Here is a 17,306-nt window from a genome sequence, read left to right on the forward strand (position 1 = left end):
GATATGTCAATGACATAATGGTAGGATGCCGCGCCCGAAACCAGCGTTCTTGGCTCGCGCGACGGCGTAGTTCGCGGTGTCGACCAACGGAGAGCCGATGCGTAGTTCGGTATCGGCCGATGTGAATCACGGCGCAATTCCTGTGCTGTCCGGTGGCATGACCGTTGTTCTTGGTTTTGTTTCCAAATCGGACTGGTCCACGATGGCGACGTGACACGATGTTCGATCACGCGATTTCGAAGCGGCGAGGGTGCGCGGCCGAACGCGGGCACTCGACGACCAGTCTCGAATTTGCGCAGCGATAGTCGTAGAAGTGCAAAGACAGCCCCGGAATCGATGTCTATTGATGGGCGGTAAGGTCCGCCTGCCTTGCGACTTACTGCTCGACGTCCCGGCGGATGCCAATGATCTCACCTATTCCTGGCCAAACGGTAGTAGATGACGGACCTGACCCTGGTTGATATTTCGGCGAAGAGTGCCGGCTCCCTGTCGGAGCTTGGTTCTCGGCTCGGATCGGCGACGGGCCACCGGTATGACATTGCAGCGAAGCGCGAGTCGGCGATTCGTTATGCGGCGGCTCAAGCGGTGGTGTCAGCCAATCTCGGGATCGCCAGCTTGGTCGCCGATGACGGGATTTCGGTCGGCATCAGCCAGTCCCTTAACGGAAGCGACAATGTTGACGTTCGGTTGCCAGCTCGCGGGTCCGCCCTAGCGCTCGTGCAGCGCGATCGGGAGGCTGTCGCGGGCCCTGGCCAGGCGGTCGTCAGTACGACGATGGAGGCGTGCAGGATCACCTATCGATCCGACGCCGCCGACGCCGCCGCCTGGCAGATTCGGGTCGCGATTTCGCGATCCTTGTTGCAGGATCACGTTCGGAGCAGCGATTGCTTCGTCGCCGCGCTGGTGGACAACCACGCGGGCTATCTCAACCTCTTCAACACCTATGCGCATGCCCTGATCGGGCAGGCCGGACGATTGGCGCCGCCGGCGCTCAGGGTGGCGTCGCGACAAATGGCGGAACTCGCGGCACTGGCGCTCGGGCCGAACGCGCGCGGCATCGAGGCCGCGCGCACCGGCGCCCTCGGTCGCGCCCGCCTGCTCGCGGCCAAGGCGTTTGTCACGCAGAACATTTCCGATCCGCTGCTGAGCGAGGAAGCAATCGCGGCGCATGTGAAGATTTCGGTCGGTCAGTTGCGAAAGGATTTCGAGCGCGAAGGGCTCGCAGTGGCGCGCTATCTGCGCGACCAGCGTCTGGACAAGGCCAGGGATCTCCTCAGTGAAGAAGGGCTTCAGCATTGGCGCGTCATCGACATCGCTTTTCAATGCGGCTTCCGGGACATCTCGACGTTCAACCGTGCCTTCCGCCGGCGCTTCGAAATGACACCGTCCGACACCCGGTTCGGGTAAACCTATCGTTTTCCCTGTTCGGCATTTTCTCGATTCTGCAAAGATAGTTTCACGTCCTTGCCGAGACGTTTGCGCGCGATGCTGCGATTCACGGAGCCGACTTCTTTGAAATCGGCTTCCGGAATCGATCATGTCGCATCAGGTTCGTCCTTCCCGCTTCCTCGCGGTTCTCTTGAGTACCACCGCGCTGTGCGCCACACCCGCCTATGCCGTCGACCATTGGACAGGCGCGACATCGAGCGACTGGCAGGCCGCGACCAACTGGAATAATGGAACGCCGACATCGATGACCGACATGGTGGTCGTCGACGGTACGACGCCGAATTCACCCGTGCTGTCGGGCACGTCGGTGACGACCGGTGCGTTGTTCGTGGGCGCGGCCGGCAGCGGTGCGTTGACCATCAAGTCCAATGCGGGGCTTGCAAATTCGTACGGCTATGTCGGCTACCAATCCGGGGCCAGCGGAACGGTCACGGTGACCGGCATGGGTACGGACTGGGTGACAACCAGCGGCTCGGCATGGAGCCCCGGTGGCGCCCTCGATGCGTCGCTCTCCGTCGGCAAGTTCGGCCAGGGCGCTTTGCACGTTTCGTCCGGTGCCCTCGTGGCCGGCGGGACATTGGTCATTGGCGAGCAGGCCGGCGCGGTCGGTCTGGTGACAGTCAACGGGACCGGCACGCAGTTTGGCGGCATCGGTCCTCAAGGTGCGCTTCTTGCCGGCTACTCGGGCGCAGGTACGCTGAACGTCAGCAATGGTGGTTCGGCTGCTGCAAACGTCGTGGTCCTGGGCGTCAACAGCGGATCGACCGGCACCGTCACCGTCGATGGTGCAGGATCAAGGCTCTATGCGGCGACCAGTGCCTGGCCCGGCTCCGGCGTCATCACAGTCGGTGCGGCCGGCACCGGTTCGGTGGCGGTCTCCAACGGGGGTGCGCTGACTGCCCAATCCGGGTTGACCCTTGGTGCTGCCAGCAGCGGCACGGGAACGGTCTCGGTCAGCGGCATCGGCTCGAGCTTCGCGGTTGGCACGGGAGCTGGCACGGCGATGCTCGTGATCGGATGGAACGGCACCGGGAGCCTGAACCTTGCCGCCGGCGCACACGGAACGGTGAGTGGTGACGTCATCCTGGGGAACGCCGCCAATTCCAGCGGTGCGCTCAATCTGTCGGGCAGCGGCACCTCGCTGATTGGGAGCGGTCGCTTCTATGCCGGCTTCGGCGGCAGCGGCGCCGTCACTGTCAGCAACGCGGCGGCGCTGATAGCGGACCAGGTCATCGTCGGCACCTACCCGGCAGACGACACGCTCTCGGTTCAATCCGGCGGCTCCGTGACGGCGAACACCAGCCTCCTTGTCGCGACCGCGGCGAACAGCACTGGCACGGTGAGCGTGACTGGAGCCGGCTCCACTTTCACAATCGGCAGTAGCTTGGGCGGAACGCTCGACGTCGGCTATGGCGGCACCGGCAAGCTCAACGTTGCGGAGGGCGGCAGCTTGACCGTCAACGGCATCGCTAGTGTCGGCCGGAACGCCGGCAGCCAGGGTGTCGTGACTGTCGATGGCGCTGGCTCGCTGCTAACGCTCAACAATGGTGGGTACATCGGTCAGGCGGGAAGTGGCACGTTGACAGTCTCGAACGGCGGGCGCGTGGCCTCCGCCGGAAACGTCTATGTCGGGTTCAACGCCTCGGGGAGCATGACCGTGACGGGTGCGGGCTCTCAGTTGACCGTCACCGCGAACGACCTCTGGATTTCACGCAACGGCGATGCGACGGTGAACATCGCGAATGGCGGCGTCGTCAATGCGCAGAACACGTCGCTGGGAATAGGGACGGGTATTGCTCATGTCACGGTCGACGGTGTTGGGTCGGCCCTGAATATGAGAAATATCGTGGTCGGCGACTCGAATACGAGCGCGCCAGGCTCAGTCCTGACGATCAGCAATGGCGCCACGGCCTCTGACCGCAATGGGTTGATCGGGTTCAACCCCGGCGCCACCGGCACCGTCGTCGTCACCGGCGCCGGTTCCAGCTGGACGAATACGGCCGGCGTGGTGGTCGGCCGGTTCGGCAACGGCACCCTGATCGTTTCAAGCGGTGCCACGGTCTCGTCGGCCGGAGCGATCCAGATCGCGGAGCAGGCTGGCTCGAACGGCTTCTTGGCGATCGGCTCGCAAATCGGCTCTGCGGCGTCGGCTGCCGGCACTGTGGCAGCGCCCTCCATCCTGTTCGGCGCAGGTGCTGGCGGACTTGTGTTCAATCACACCGACGCGAACTACACGTTTTCGACCCCGATGTCCGGCCTGGGCCACATCTACCAGCTCGCAGGCCATAGCAATCTGACCGGCGATTCCAGTGGCTTCACCGGGACGGCGCTTGTCCTGGGCGGCGTTCTCTCCGTCAACGGATTGCTTGCAAATGCGCAAGCAACCGTCTCCGCCGGTGTGCTCGGCGGCAATGGCGTCGTTGGGACGCTGACGGCTTTCGGCGGCGGCACAGTCGCGCCTGGTAATTCGATCGGCACGCTGCGGGTCGCCGGCAACGCGACGTTCAACTCCGGATCGTTCTATCAGGTTCAGCTCGATGCCAAGGGCAATTCCGACCAGCTGGCGGTCGGTGGGGCGACAACACTGAACGGCGGTACGGTTCAGGCTCAGGTGCAGGCCGGCAACTACACCGGCAGCAACAAGTACACGATCCTGACCTCGGCCGGCGGCATCAGCGGCGGCTTCGCTGGCGCGACATCGGATGCGGCCTTTCTTACGCCGGCCCTCAGCTACGACGCGGCCGACGTCTACCTGACCATGACTCGCAATGTCGCCAGCTTCGCCAGTGTCGGCGCGACGCGCAACCAGGTTGCAACAGGTGGTGCGGTCGATCCGCTCGGCTACGGCAATCCGATCTGGAATGCGGTGGTCACGCTCAATGCCGCGCAGGCCCGTTCGGCCTTTGACCAGCTCTCCGGCGATATTCACGCCTCGACGCTCGGCACCCTCGTCGAGGATAGCCGGTTCGTGCGTGCAGCCGCGATCGACCGCCTGCGCGAGGCTTTCAGTGCAGTGGGCACCGGCGGTAGGTCGGCGATGGCCTATGCGGCAGATCCGGCCACGGTGAAGCCCGATGCGAGGTTCGCGGTATGGGGCCGCGTGATCGGGTCATGGGGAGACTCGAGCAGCGACGGTAATGCGGCGGCGCTGTCGCACAACATCGGAGGTTTCTTCTCCGGCATTGATGCCCGCGTCGCCGACGATTGGCGCGTCGGCGTTCTCACCGGCTACACGCACGCGAACCTGAGCAGCGCGAGCGATGGGTCGAGCGCGTCGATCGACACCTACCATGTCGGTGGCTTTGCCGGCGCTCAATGGGGAGCGGTCGGTTTCCGCAGCGGCGCCGCCTACGGCTGGAGCCAGATCGCCGGCAGCCGCACCGTGGCGATCCCTGGGTTCGTCGATCACCTCGCTGCGGGCCACAGCTCCGGAACGGCGCAAGTCTTCGGCGAACTCGGGTACCGGATCGATTTGTCGACGCGGTCCGCGTTGGAGCCGTTCGCGGCGCTGGCTTACGTCAATTCGCACAGTAGCGGCTTCGGCGAAACTGGCGGCGCGGCCGCGCTCACCGGTTCGGCGTCGACCCTCGGCGTCGGCTTCTCCACGCTTGGTTTGCGCGGCTCGACTGGCTTCGTGCTCGGCGGCGTTGATGCCCGTTGGACGGGGATGCTCGGCTGGCGTCATGCCTATGGCGACGTGACGCCGTTGACGGCGGTGGCCTTCGCCGGCAGCAATGTCTTTACCGTCGCCGGCTTGCCGATTGCGCGCGATGCTGCGGCGATCGAGGCGGGGCTCGACCTAAGCCTCGCCCGCAACGTCACATTCGGTGTCGCCTATACCGGCCAGATGGCCAAACGCCTCCATGACAATGGAGTCAAGGCTGATCTGAGCTGGAAATTCTAGGCCGGGGCCTGGCTGCAGCGTCGCCTAAGCGCCTGGCCGCGCAGCGGGGCGTCGCAGCTTTGCTGATTGGAGCGCCTGGTCGGCCGCAAGATCATAGCGCCACGGCCGGCATGTCGTGCCCATCTTCATCGGACGTGGCGCGCCATTCTTCACCAATCAGACTAAATCCCCGAACCGACGCGGCTAGTGAAACCGCGCCGCGAGAAATGCGGCGAAGGCCGCTTCGGTCTGCTCCGGCTGCTCGATATTCGGGAGGTGGCCGGCGTGGTCGCGAAACGACGGGACATGGCGGCTCTCTCTTGTTCAACGGAGCATACCAGCAATCCCATGTCAGCCTCCTTGAACGTTGCCGTGGTTGGTCGGCCGCCTCAGGTGCGGGTGATCGAGAGGCCGCCGTCGACCAGCAACGCGGTCCCGGTGACGAAGCTGGAATCTTCCGACGCCAGGTACAGCACCGAGCGTGCGACTTCCTCGGGGCGACCCACCCGCTTGAGCGCATGCAGATTGGTGACGAAGGCCGCCTTGTCGGGGGTGTCGTTCATCTCGCGATACATCTCGGTCTCGATCGCGCCGGGCAGCACTGCGTTGACCCTGACGTTCTGCGGGCCGAACTCGGAGGCGAGCGTCTGGGTCAAGCCGATCAGGCCGGACTTGCTTGCGGCATAGGCGGCAACGCCGGGGAATGAGGAGCTGTAGCCGACGAAGGTCGAGGTGAAGATCACCGACCCGCCGCCATGCTTGGTCATCTCGGCGATCTGGTGCTTGGCGCCCAGGAACGAGCCGGTGAGGTTGATCGCAACGGCGTCGCTCCAACCAGCCTCGGAGACGTTGGTCGAGGCACCGCCCTCACCGAGCGTGCCGGCGTTGTTGAAGGCAATGTCCAATCGGCCGAACGCCTTGACCGCCAGTGCGACGAGGGCCTTGGCATAATCTTCCGACCGCACATCGCCGGCGAGCGCGACCGCCGTCCCGCCGCTGGCCTTGATCTCGTCGACCAGGCTCGCCAGCTCGCTTTCCCGCCGTGCGCCAACCACCACCTTCGCGCCTTCGGCCGCGAACAGCTTGGCCGTGACCCGGCCGATGCCCGAGCTCGCGCCGGTCACGATTGCAACCTTGTTTGAAAGACGTCCCGTTCCCTGTGCCATGTCCGTTCTCCCGTTCGGCCGCGCCAATCGCGGCGTCATGCGAACCTAACTAAATGCTCACAGAACTGGAAAGAAGGCACGGAAACTGGTTACATTATTCAGTTATCCTGAATGATCGAGGGAGCCATGGACCGTCTGCGCGCTTTCGAGGTGTTTGCCGCGGTGGTTGGCCAAGGCTCTTTCACCCGCGCTGCGGACAAGCTGGAGACCTCGCCGGCCAATGTGACCCGCTACGTCAACGAATTGGAGGAGATGCTCGGGGCGCGCCTGCTCAATCGGACCTCGAGGCGCCTGTCACTGACCGAAACCGGCAAGACGCTGTATGACCGCGCGCTCTCGATCCTGGAGGAGGTTGCAGAGGCAGAGGCGATCGCGTCCTCCGCAGCAATGCAGCCGCGCGGGCGTCTGCGGATCAACGCACCGCTGAGCTTCGGCATTCTTCATCTCGCGCCGCTGTGGCCGCGTTTCATGGCGCGCTATCCGGACATCGAACTGGACATCAGCCTGGTCGATCGGCTGGTCGACCTCGTCGACGAGGGCTTCGATCTGGCTGTGCGCATCTCGCGCGAGGGATCGCCGAGCTTGATCAGCCGCAAGCTCGCGGCGATTCATCACTTCGTCTGTGCGTCACCGGATTACGTCGCGCGACATGGCGCGCCGCAGACCCCGGATGACATCAGGAACCACGCCTGCATTGCCTACGCCTATTCCGCCTCGGCCGAGGAGTGGCGGTTGCTCGACAGAGACGGCAAGCTTCACACGGTGCCGGTATCCAACATCTTCCATACCAACAACGGCGAAACGGCCTGTGCGGCAGCGGCGGCCGGATTCGGATTGATTCTGCAGCCGACGTTCCTGATCGGGGAGCTGCTGCGGCAGGGCCGCTTGGTCCGCCTGCTGCCGGACTATCAGACACCCGAGATCGACGTGCTGGCCGTTTACCCGAGCCGCCGCCATGTCAGCGCAAAGGTGCGGGTGATGGTGGACTTCCTGGTCGAGGCATTCCGGGGCAGGCCGCCGTGGGATTGACGGGCAAGCGGGACATCACGACAGGCCGACCGCCTGGTTGGCGGCCGCTTCCAACCAGACGCAATGCACACGTTGGCCGCCCGGCTGTACCCGTCACAATCGGGCTGAAGTGGGGGCGACCCGTAAAAACCCTGCTTGCGCCCGCCGGGGCGTTGGGAAAAAGTAAGGTTTTTAGGCTATAGGCGGCAGAATGTTTTGTTCATTTTGTCCGGCCTTTGAACCGGCGGGTCGTTTCTCATGTCGAGTGAGATTTCAAACGCCGTCTTTTGCGCGGCGGTCATTCTGGGGGTCGTCTACGGCAGTCGTATCCTGGAGAAGACGTGGCCCATTGCGCCCGTTTCCAGCGACGAGTTTCGTGCTGATTGGCTGGCGGTCATCGTGAGCGTCGGGTTGGAGCACCTGTTCGCCCCGCTTGCTGCGGTCAGCGCGGGTGCGATTGCAAGCTATGCCGGACTTGGCTGGATCAAGCTGCCGACCGAAGGTTACTGGTGGTTCGTCTCGTTCGCGATCGTCGTGGTGGCGCTCGATCTCTACAAATACACATTCCACCGGCTCCAGCATGCGATCCCCTTCCTTTGGGCGATGCACTCGTTCCACCACAGCGCAAACGGAATTACGTTCATCACCGGCGGCCGGCATTTCTGGTTGGAAAGGGTGCTGTCCGACGCCTTTCTTCCGATCCTGGCGATCCTGTTTCGGATCCCGCCGGACATGGCGATCGCTGCGGCATTCATCTTCTTCGTGCCCGATGCTTGCGCGCATCTCAACGTCCGCATCCCGCTCGGCCGCTTCGTGACATGGATCAACAATCCGCAATGGCATCGGATCCATCATTCGGTCCAGATCGAGCACCGTGACAAAAACTTTGCCGCCTTCTTCCCGCTCCTGGACATTCTGTTTGGTACGGCGTGGGTGCCGAAGCCGGACGAGTATCCTGCAACTGGACTGGTGCCTCCTGAGCGTGTGGACATCATCAACAGCGTGATCTGGCCGATCCGGCATCTTCGGGGTGGGGAGTCTAGGAATGAACTGGGTTAAGGGTCTCTTGCTGTTCGTCGCCTTGCTGCTGGGATACGCCGATCTCGAGTCGACGAATGTGATCTTGAATCTCGGGCTGGGCGAGTTGAACCCGTTCATGCACATCGCGCAGACATGGTTCGGCGTATGGTGGCTGGTCCCCAAGCTGGGTCTCACGTTCGTCCTGACGTGGCTGCTTTGGCGCAGCAACAATGTCTACAACATCGCCCTCGTCGTCGCCTTCTGCACAACGCCTGTCCTGAACAACCTCGTCATCATCGCCGGAAACTGAACCGGACACGCATTTCGTTGCCGGAACAGGCGAAGCGCTCGCTCTGCCGAGCGCTTCTTGCTGCAAGCACGATGCAAGCCGAGCGGCGCGCGGCGCCGACCATCGGTTCGCTCAAGCAGCAGCTTTGCGACGGCACGATCGACGTGCGGAGCGAGCGCCCCGGGCTGCGGGCGCGAAAACTTTCGTTTGAGCGCGCAGAACCTGCCCGTCCTGTCCGGCGACAAACTCTCGAATGACGTGTGATCGCGTGGCTCGATCGGGAGAATGAATGATGTCGGACAGGTTTGCTCTCGCCTGCATCGCCGCTGGCGCCCTGATGCTGGGGGCCCTGGGTGCAACCGTGCATGCGCAGACGCCGTCGAGCTGCAAGGAGCCGCGGTCGGGCACCAGCCGCGTCCCGATACTGTCGCCGCCGCTCGCCAATGTGGTGACGGGCAAGGGACGGCTGCAATTCTACTCCGCGCCTAATCTTCACTGTCCGATCAATGGGGTGTTCGTGATTCCGAATGACGAGCTCGTCGCCTATGCGCAGACCAATGATGGCTGGTCGTCGGTGATGTACTTCCATCCAGGGACGGGCAACGACGTCTCGGGTTGGGTGAGGTCGGCGAGATTGAAGGCGACCGGGACCGTTGGTCCAAAGCAGTAGCGGCGAACCCGCGGCGCGAGCGTGCTCCGGCATGGTGTGGCGAGCCGGCCGTGATGGTGCGGCATCAATGGATCGCCGCGTACATGATCTTCTCCTCGGTGGCTTCGAGCGCGGAGAATTCCTCGACCACCTTGCCCTGGCGCGAGACCAGGATGCGGTCGGAGAGGGCCATGATCTCGGGCAGATAGGACGAGATCACCACCACCGCCTTGCCCTCGTCGGCGAGCTGGTTGATCAACTCGTGGATCTCGACGATGGCGCCGACGTCGACGCCGCGCGTCGGCTCGTCGAAGATGATCAGCTCGGGCTCCTGTACCAGGGATTTTGCGATCACCACTTTCTGCTGGTTGCCGCCCGACAGCTCGACCACCTTGGCCTCGTCGCCGATGGCACGGACCTTGAGCCGCTGGATCCAGCTCTTGCCGACCGTGTTGGTCTCGCGCCGCGACAGCATCATCCGCCCGCCCGGAAATTTCGAGAGCAGGCCGAGATAGATGTTGCGGGCGATCGAGGCGGTCTCGAAGAAGCCCTCGACCTTGCGATCCTCGGTCACATAGGCGATGCCGGCCTTCACGGCCGGCGCCGGAACCCGGTAGCGCACCGGCTTGTCATGCAGCAGGATCTCGCCGCCGTGGAAGAAGTCGCGCTTCAAGACGCCGGACACGATCTTGAAGGTTTCGGTGCGGCCCGCGCCGACCAGGCCGAACACGCCGGTGATCTGGCCGGCAAACACCGACAGCGAATTGTTCTTCACCATCGGCGCCATCTTGAGATTCTGCACCGTGAGCACGCGCGCGCCGGCCGGCCGGACGCTGGCCTTCCGCGCGCCATACAGCGTGTTCGAGAGGTCGCGGCCAACCATCGCCTGCACGATCGCCGCCCGGTCGAATTTCGCCGCGTCGTCGGTGATGACGTGCTTGCCGTCGCGCAACACGGTGATGCGGTCGGCGAGCAAGAGGGCCTCTTCCAGCGCGTGCGAGATGAAGACGATCGAGACGCCGCGTTTCTTGAGGTCGCGGACGAGGTCGAAGAAATACTTCTTCTCCTCCGGCGTCAGCGATGCGGTCGGCTCGTCGAAGATGATGACCTTGGCCTTGTGCAGGACCGCGCGCGCAATCTCCACCATCTGCTTCTTGGCGGCGCCGAGCCCGCTCACCGTCGCGGTCGGCGTCACGTCGAAATTGAGCGATTGCAGGAATTGCTGGGCGGCGATGTAGATGCCGCGCAGCCGGTTGTAGAACTTCTCCTGCCCGAGGAAGAGATTCTGAGCGACCGTCATGGTCGGCACCAGGCTGTTCTCCTGGAACACCATGGCGATGCCGAGATTGCGCGCCTCGAGCGGCGTGCGCGGCGCGACGTCGGAGCCGTCGACCGTCATGCTGCCCGAGGTCAATGTCACGACGCCGGCCATCACCTTGGTCAGGGTCGATTTGCCGGCGCCGTTCTCGCCGACCAGCGCGTGGATCTCGCCGCGGCGGAGATCGAAGTCGACGCCTTCGATGGCGGGCACGCCGGCGTAAAGCTTGGTGGCCTTGCGCAGGGACAGCACGGTGTCGCTCATGAGCCTGTCTCCTCGGCGAGCCCGGCGAGGGGCAGTTTCAGCACGCGGCCCGGTCCTTTGGCGATCAGCACGAGGTCGCTGCCGAGCTCGAGCGCCGCGACGACGCCGTGGTTGATGCCGTCGACCCGGCTGTGCAGCGAATAGAGCGGCTTGCCGTCTTCGCCGAGCCGGATGACGAGGCCGTAGGAGCGCGGCGGCGCCCATGGCTTGATCACACCCATCGTCTTGATGTGCGCGCCCTGCATCGGCTCCTTGAACGAGAAGCCCGAGCGCAGCCGCGGGGCCACCCAATAGGCCGGGTCGATCTCGGCCATCATGCGGCGCCGGTACGCCGGCTCGCGCAGCACGAACTCGATCAGCTGGGTGCGCGCGGTGAACGCGGTGAGCCAATAGCCGCCGCCCGCAGCCTTCGACAGCCGCGACGGATAGACGGGCAGGTGACCCAGCACGATCTGCGGCGCCTTGCCATCCGTGACGAGGACGAGACGATGCCGCCAGCTCTCGCTGACCAGCACGCCGTCACCGCGCGCGCAGGCGCCGAAGGCGTAGCCGAGTTTTGCGGCCAGCGGCTTCACCGATCGGGTCTTGGGATCGAGCCGGAACACACGACCGCATCGATTCAGCTCCATCAGGTCGCGCGCCCAATCGTCAACGCCGCAGGTCGTCGAGCCGTCGGTGGCGATCAAGGTGCCGTCACCCGCCGGCGCCAGCGCGTTGATCGCATTGAAGGCGGCGTCGCTGAATGTCACGCTCGGCTCGCCCGAGGCGGGATTGGCGTAGAGGCGCACCTCGCGGCCGCCGAGTGCGATCGCGATGCCGCCATCGGCGAGCGCACAGAGGGCCGAGATCGGCTGCTCGAAGCGGCGCAGCTCGGTCGCGGCATTGCCGTCCAGTCGCAGCAGACGCCGGCCGTCGGCGACATAGAGGTTGCGGCCGTCGGTTGCGAGGTCCTCGGGCGCCTCGCATTCCAGCAAGGTGGTCGCGGCCTCCAGCTTCTGGTTCGGCTTGAGCGCGCCGTCGAACGACGGCACGGTGATGGTGGCCTCGCCACGGCCGAGAAAGCGGTTGGCGAATTCCCTGACGGCCGCGATCACGACGCCTTCCCCCAGCGCTTGTCATACTGCACGAAGTTCGGGTCGGCGTTCTCCAGCTTGTAGCGGCCGATCCGGTTGTTCATGATGCCGCCGAGATAGAGATAGCCGCGATGCTCGCGCATCGAGGTGATCATCGGATGGTTCTCGCCGCGCAGGTCCCAGAACGATTCGAGGATCTTGCCCTGCTCGTTGAACTTGACGACGCAGCCGGTGTTGATGTTCGGGAACAGCCATTCGTCGACCGGGACGCGCTTGGCCATGCGGCGGCGGAAGCCGGGCATCTTCCAGGCAAGGTCGAGCGAGGGGCTGCGCATGCCGACCAGCGCCAGCCAGTAATTGCCGTCGGAGGCGAGATTAATGTTGTCGGGGTAGCCCGGCAGATTGTCCATCACCACCTCGACCTGGCCCTTCTTCGGTCCCGCGAACCACAGCCGCTTGATCGAGCAGCCGAAGGTCTCGGCGAACAGGATCGACTGGCCGTCGCCGGCGACGCAGATGCCGTTGGGAAATTTGAGGCCGCGCAGCGCGGTGTGCGTGGCGCCGGTCTTGGTGTCGTAGCAGACGATGCGGCCGTTGCCGCGTGCCTCGAGGCCGTCGATCGGCCATTCGTCCATCTCGTAGCGCACGGTCGCTTCCGAGAAGAAGATCAGGCCGTCATCGGTGATGTCGAGGTCGTCGGCCAGCCGCAGCCGGCTGTCGTCATTCACCGAATGCATGCTGCGGTTGGTCTCGTCGGTCGCCTTCTCCACGGTGCCGTCGGGCTTGATGCGGTAGAGCCCCATGCCGCCGATGCAGACATAGAGATTGTCCTGACGGTCGAAGGCCATGCCGAGCGGCTGGCCGCCGATATGGGCGAACACCTCCATCCGCTGATAGTCGGGCGCAAAGAAGCGCATGATGTCGCCATGGCGTGAGCCGGCGTAGAGATTGTTGTTGCGATCGAGGATCACGTCCTCCGGCGCCTCGATGCGGCCCAGGCCGATCAACTCGACGTCGCGCAATTTGTCGTTCTGCTCGAACGGGCCGCCCTGGCCGATCTCGGTAGCGGGCGGCGGCGGCAGCGCGTGATAGGTCGGCGCGACATAGACCTTGCTGATGATGCGGGTGCGGTTCTTCTGCCAACGGATGTCGACCATCGCCGCGATCAGCAGGATGCCGGCAAGCGCCATCCGGTTGATGCCGCCGCGTGCATTGAGCGTGGTCAGGCCGTTGGTGATCAGCAGCACGATCAGCACGCCGACCAGCGATTTGGCGACCGAGCCCTTGCCGCCACCGAGCGTGATGCCGCCGAGCACGGTCGCGGTCAGCACGATCACCTCGAGGCCGACGCCGATGTCGCCGCCGACGGTGCCGAGCCGGGCGGCAAAAAACAGCGCGGCGATGCTGGTCAGCACGCCGCTGGCGACATAGCAGAGCGCGATGGTGCGGCGAACCGGAATGCCGGAATTGTAGGCCGAGCGGCGCGAGCCGCCGATCGCGGTGATGTGCCAACCCGGGCGCAGCCGTGTCATAAAGATATGGCCGAAGATCGCGATCGCGATATAGACCAGCGCGACGCTCGGAATACCGAACACGTCGCCGCCGCCGATGAAATTCCAGGACGGAATGTCGGGAAACGCCGCGGCGATCGAGTTGGAGTAGCGCTGGATCAACAGATCGAACGCCGAACGGTAGATGATCAGGGTGATCAGCGTGGTGATGAAGGCGCGTAGCCGCAAATATCCGATCAGGACACCGTTGACGGCGCCGAGCAGCGCGCCGCAGGCGAGGGTGGCGACCACCACCGCAGGCACCGGCCAGTTCAGCACGTCGAGCAGATAGAGCGCGCAGAAATCGGTCAGCGCGAAGATCGAGCCGACCGACAGATCGATGCCGCCGACGATGACGACCAGCGCCATGCCGAGCCCGATGAAGCCGATCTCGCCGGCCTGCCGTGCAGTGTCGGCAAGGCTCGACGGCGACAGGAAATGATCGATGGAGCGGCTGAGCGCGAAGCCGACGATCAAGAGCAGGATCACCGGAATTGCGGTCTCGGTCCAACGCTTGGACAGGATCTCGCCGAGGAGATGATCCGGCCAGTAGCGGTAGCGCAGGCTCGTCAAGGTGTCGCGCATCGGCATTCCAGCAAGGCGTTCGATTTTTCGGAGATCGACGCCCCGGGCGGGCTGCGCCCGGGACGTCAAGCGGAGTGGCCGGGTTATTTCTTCAGGTCACTGAGATTCCAGCACGCGGTCTGGCTGTCCGCGTTCTCCTTGGTGATCGGAATCAGCGTGGTGTATTCCGAACCCTTGATCGAGCCGGCCTTGGCGCCCGACGACAGCAGCCATTTGATGGTGCCGGCCATCTGCGCGGCCTGGGTCGGCACGTCGTAGCTCAGGTTGAGGTCGAAGGCGCCGGACTTCACGAGCTCGCAGGCGCCCTTGCGCTCGCCGCCGCCGGAGGTCGCGACGAACACCTTGCCGGTCAGGCCGGCTTCCTTCACCGCAGCCGCGGTGCCGATATCCATGCCGTCCCAGAAGCCGACGATGCCGCAGAGATCGGGATTCTGCTTCAGCACCGTCTGGGTGATCGCCTTGGCCTTTGCCGCGTCCCAATCGGCCGCCTGGCTCGAGACCACCTTGATCTCCGGATGCTTGGCAAGCACGTTCTCGACGCCCTTGAGCGTGTAGGCGCTGGCGGCCGCCGAGAGCGCGCCTTGCACGACGGCGATCTTGTTCGACTTGCCCTGGCAGGCCTTGACCACGGCTTCGGTGTCCTTCTCGCCGATCTCGATCCAGTTGGCGCCGACGAAGGCCGAAGAACGATAGGCCGATCCCATGTTGATCTGGATCACGTAGATGCCTTCGTTCTCGGCGCGCTGCAGCAGCTTGGCGTAGGTCTGTACGTCCGGATTATGGATCACCATCACGGCCGGCTTCTCGGAGATCAGCGAGGTCACCGCCTGCGCGCCGGCATTGGTATTCCAGTTGGGATCGCGGATTTCGAACTTGACGCCGAACGGCTCGAGCTCCTTCTTCATGCCGGCGTACCAGCCTTCGGTGAGGTCGAAGTTCATGGCGACCGGAACGTAGGCCACCGTCTTGCCGGCGAGCGACTCCTTGAACGGCTTCTGGAACGGCTCGTCCAGGCCCTGCTGGGCCAGAGCCGGTGCGGCGATGGCCGCGAGGCCGAGCGCTGCGGCGATCACCTTTGCAGTCCTGACAGCGTATTTCATTGCTTCCTCCTTGGTCGTGATTGATCGTTCTTCGACTTGGTTCAGATGTCGCCCTGCTGTGCCGTTTCTTCGTTGCGCGGGTTCAGGAATGAATCCGTGATGACGGCAAGCAGCAGGACGACGCCCTTGACGAGGTTCTGGCCGGCGTAGGAGATGTCCATGATGGTCATGCCGTTGAGCATGGTGCCGATCAGCAGCGTGCCGATGATGACGTTGAGCACGCCGCCGCGGCCGCCCGACAGGCCGATGCCGCCGAGCACCACGACGAGGATGACGTCGTAGATCAGGGTCGAATTGAAGACGCGGGTCGGCATCGAGTTGACGGACGCCGCCATCACCAGGCCGGCAAAGCAGCCGATCAGCGCCGCGACGACATATTGCAGCACGATGATCGGGCGTGACGGGATGCCGGTGACGCGGGCCGCATAGGGATTGTCGCCGATCGCGTAGATATAGGCGCCCCACCGCGTCTGGCGCAGCAGGAAGGCGACCACCACGCAGGCGATCGCGAACATCACGATCGAGGTCGGGATGCCGAGGATGGTGCCTTGCCCGAGCCGCTCGAAGCCTTTCATGCCGTCGCTCCACTGCACGACGTCGAGCTGAAACAGCGCGGCCTGCCCGAGGCCGGCGAGCAGCAGGCCGGTCGCCAGTGTCGCAAACAGCGAAGGGACCTCGGCATAGGCAATCAGCCAGCCATTGACCAAACCGAAGGCGATCGTGAGCAGCACGGCGGTCAGCAGCGAGGCCGGCAGCGAGTGCCCGTTCTGCACCATCTGCAGCACGAGCCCCGGAGGGACCGCGAGGGCTGCGATCAGCGAGATGTCGATGCCGCGGCCGATCACGACGATCGCCATGGCGAGCCCGAGGATGCCGAGCACCGCGACGTTCTGCAGCAGCGTCAGCATGTTTTCCGGCGTCAGGAAGCCGCGCAGGAAAATCGAGAACGCCAGGAACAGCACGGCAAAGACGGCGAAGACGATCTCCTGTTGATTGAATCGCAATCGCTTCATTGCCTCGTCCTTCCTGCCTATGGGTGCGCCGTCTGCCTGGATTTGCTGCGGGAGCCGGTCGCGATGCGGCCGGGCCGCGTCTTGCCGGCGACCGCGGCGTCGGCGAACGTGCTGACGGCGTTGATGTAGGTTTCGATCGAGGTGCCGCGCCGGCGGTATTTGGCGCGTTTGACGTACCAGTCCTGCAGCAGCGGCTTGATCAGCGAGGCCGTCAGCGTGACCTGATCGATCGCGAACGCGCCGCTGGCGACGCCCTGCTTGAGGACGCCGGCGATGATCTTCTCGGTCATCACCTCCATCTCGATGGCACGCTGGCGTTCCGCGGGCGGAAACGACTTCGCTTCCATGAAGCAGAACACGAACCAGGGCTGCATCGCCTCGCTCATGCGAACATGGGTGGCGATGATCCAGTGCAGATGCTTGCGCGCATCCTGTTTGACGTCGGCGGGCGGCTGGTTGAGGACCTCCGCCACCGTCTCGGCGACCTCGCCGAGGATCATCGACAGCAGCGTCGGCTTGCTGTCGAAGTAGGTGTAGAGGCCGCCCATGCTGAGGCCGGAGGCTTCCGCGAGCTGGCGCAGCGTGGTGGCGTGAAATCCGTGCTTGTTGGAAAGCGTGAGCGTCGCGCCGATGATGCGCGTGAGGTTCGGAACGGCGAGATGCGGTTTCTGGACTCGAACGGAATCGCGATGCCGTTCGAGGATGCGTGCGCAAAGCACGTCCATAGCGAACGCATTCGTCCCCGGCCGCTGACGCGCGAGACCCACGTTGCCTCCCTGGCTATGTCCCCGGACCGTTTCATTTTGTTGCCGGTCCAGGCTGGGCTTTTAAGCCCTTGCGTAATTCCTAGCCCACGAACCGGCGTTCGGAAAAGGGGGATGAGCAAATTTTCTGAGAGAGCGCTCGCTCGTTTTTCTGGTCGCGCGACGCCGCTGGCCC

At 64.3% G+C, this 17,306-nt stretch carries 13 protein-coding genes; 6 read left to right on the forward strand and 7 right to left on the reverse strand.

The features are described 5' to 3' along the window. The first annotated feature begins 438 nt into the window (after positions 1–438). Both QMZ05_RS18295 and QMZ05_RS18300 read left to right on the forward strand, forming a co-directional pair. Positions 439–1,407 carry an AraC family transcriptional regulator gene (locus tag QMZ05_RS18295; RefSeq protein WP_353702012.1) on the forward strand — a complete coding sequence of 323 codons (969 nt, stop codon included), beginning with the start codon at positions 439–441 and terminating at the stop codon, positions 1,405–1,407. Between the two features lie 295 nt (positions 1,408–1,702). Then, positions 1,703–5,353: an autotransporter domain-containing protein gene (locus QMZ05_RS18300; protein ID WP_353702013.1), complete on the forward strand. Its 3,651-nt coding sequence runs from the start codon at positions 1,703–1,705 to the stop codon at positions 5,351–5,353. Positions 5,354–5,721: 368 nt separating this feature from the next. Here QMZ05_RS18300 and QMZ05_RS18305 read toward each other — a convergent pair whose 3' ends face one another. Further along, the gene (locus QMZ05_RS18305) at positions 5,722–6,498 is read right to left on the reverse strand and encodes an SDR family oxidoreductase (RefSeq protein WP_353702014.1); all 777 of its coding nucleotides are present in this window, start codon (positions 6,496–6,498) and stop codon (positions 5,722–5,724) included. Positions 6,499–6,624: 126 nt separating this feature from the next. Between QMZ05_RS18305 and QMZ05_RS18310 the strand changes: the two genes are divergently transcribed. The 4 genes from QMZ05_RS18310 to QMZ05_RS18325 all read left to right on the forward strand — a co-directional run bounded on the left by QMZ05_RS18310 (position 6,625) and on the right by QMZ05_RS18325 (position 9,485). Beyond that, the gene (locus QMZ05_RS18310) at positions 6,625–7,527 is read left to right on the forward strand and encodes a LysR family transcriptional regulator (protein ID WP_353702015.1); all 903 of its coding nucleotides are present in this window, start codon (positions 6,625–6,627) and stop codon (positions 7,525–7,527) included. 237 nt (positions 7,528–7,764) lie between these two features. Continuing rightward, complete coding sequence (locus QMZ05_RS18315; RefSeq protein WP_353702016.1) at positions 7,765–8,565, forward strand: sterol desaturase family protein; 801 nt, start codon at positions 7,765–7,767, stop codon at positions 8,563–8,565. 7 nt (positions 8,566–8,572) lie between these two features. After that, positions 8,573–8,836 carry a DUF5658 family protein gene (locus QMZ05_RS18320; RefSeq protein WP_353702017.1) on the forward strand — a complete coding sequence of 88 codons (264 nt, stop codon included), beginning with the start codon at positions 8,573–8,575 and terminating at the stop codon, positions 8,834–8,836. Positions 8,837–9,107: 271 nt separating this feature from the next. Beyond that, on the forward strand, positions 9,108–9,485 hold the full coding sequence (locus QMZ05_RS18325) for a hypothetical protein (RefSeq protein WP_353702018.1): 378 nt from the start codon (positions 9,108–9,110) through the stop codon (positions 9,483–9,485). Between the two features lie 64 nt (positions 9,486–9,549). On the opposite strand, the gene QMZ05_RS18330 is transcribed toward QMZ05_RS18325, so the two are convergent. From QMZ05_RS18330 to QMZ05_RS18355, 6 genes are all read right to left on the reverse strand, one after another. Continuing rightward, a complete protein-coding gene (locus tag QMZ05_RS18330) occupies positions 9,550–11,046 on the reverse strand; it encodes a sugar ABC transporter ATP-binding protein (RefSeq protein ID WP_146988637.1) in 1,497 nt (498 codons plus the stop codon). Then, positions 11,043–12,140 carry a hypothetical protein gene (locus tag QMZ05_RS18335; protein ID WP_353702019.1) on the reverse strand — a complete coding sequence of 366 codons (1,098 nt, stop codon included), beginning with the start codon at positions 12,138–12,140 and terminating at the stop codon, positions 11,043–11,045. Before QMZ05_RS18335 ends, QMZ05_RS18330 begins: the two co-directional genes overlap by 4 nt. Beyond that, positions 12,137–14,260 (reverse strand): SMP-30/gluconolactonase/LRE family protein, encoded by a 2,124-nt coding sequence (locus QMZ05_RS18340; protein ID WP_353702020.1) that lies wholly within the window; start codon positions 14,258–14,260, stop codon positions 12,137–12,139. The genes QMZ05_RS18335 and QMZ05_RS18340 overlap by 4 nt, the downstream gene beginning before the upstream one ends. 77 nt (positions 14,261–14,337) lie before the next feature. Next, entirely contained in the window at positions 14,338–15,354 is a 1,017-nt protein-coding gene (locus tag QMZ05_RS18345; RefSeq protein ID WP_074126795.1) for a sugar ABC transporter substrate-binding protein, read from the reverse strand. A 41-nt stretch (positions 15,355–15,395) separates the two neighbouring features. Further along, a complete protein-coding gene (locus QMZ05_RS18350; protein WP_074126794.1) occupies positions 15,396–16,367 on the reverse strand; it encodes an ABC transporter permease in 972 nt (323 codons plus the stop codon). Positions 16,368–16,384: 17 nt separating this feature from the next. Beyond that, complete coding sequence (locus QMZ05_RS18355; protein WP_167529170.1) at positions 16,385–17,092, reverse strand: TetR/AcrR family transcriptional regulator; 708 nt, start codon at positions 17,090–17,092, stop codon at positions 16,385–16,387. Positions 17,093–17,306 lie beyond the last annotated feature (214 nt).

This window comes from Bradyrhizobium sp. INPA03-11B (assembly GCF_040446015.1).
GTDB lineage: Bacteria > Pseudomonadota > Alphaproteobacteria > Rhizobiales > Xanthobacteraceae > Bradyrhizobium > Bradyrhizobium macuxiense_A.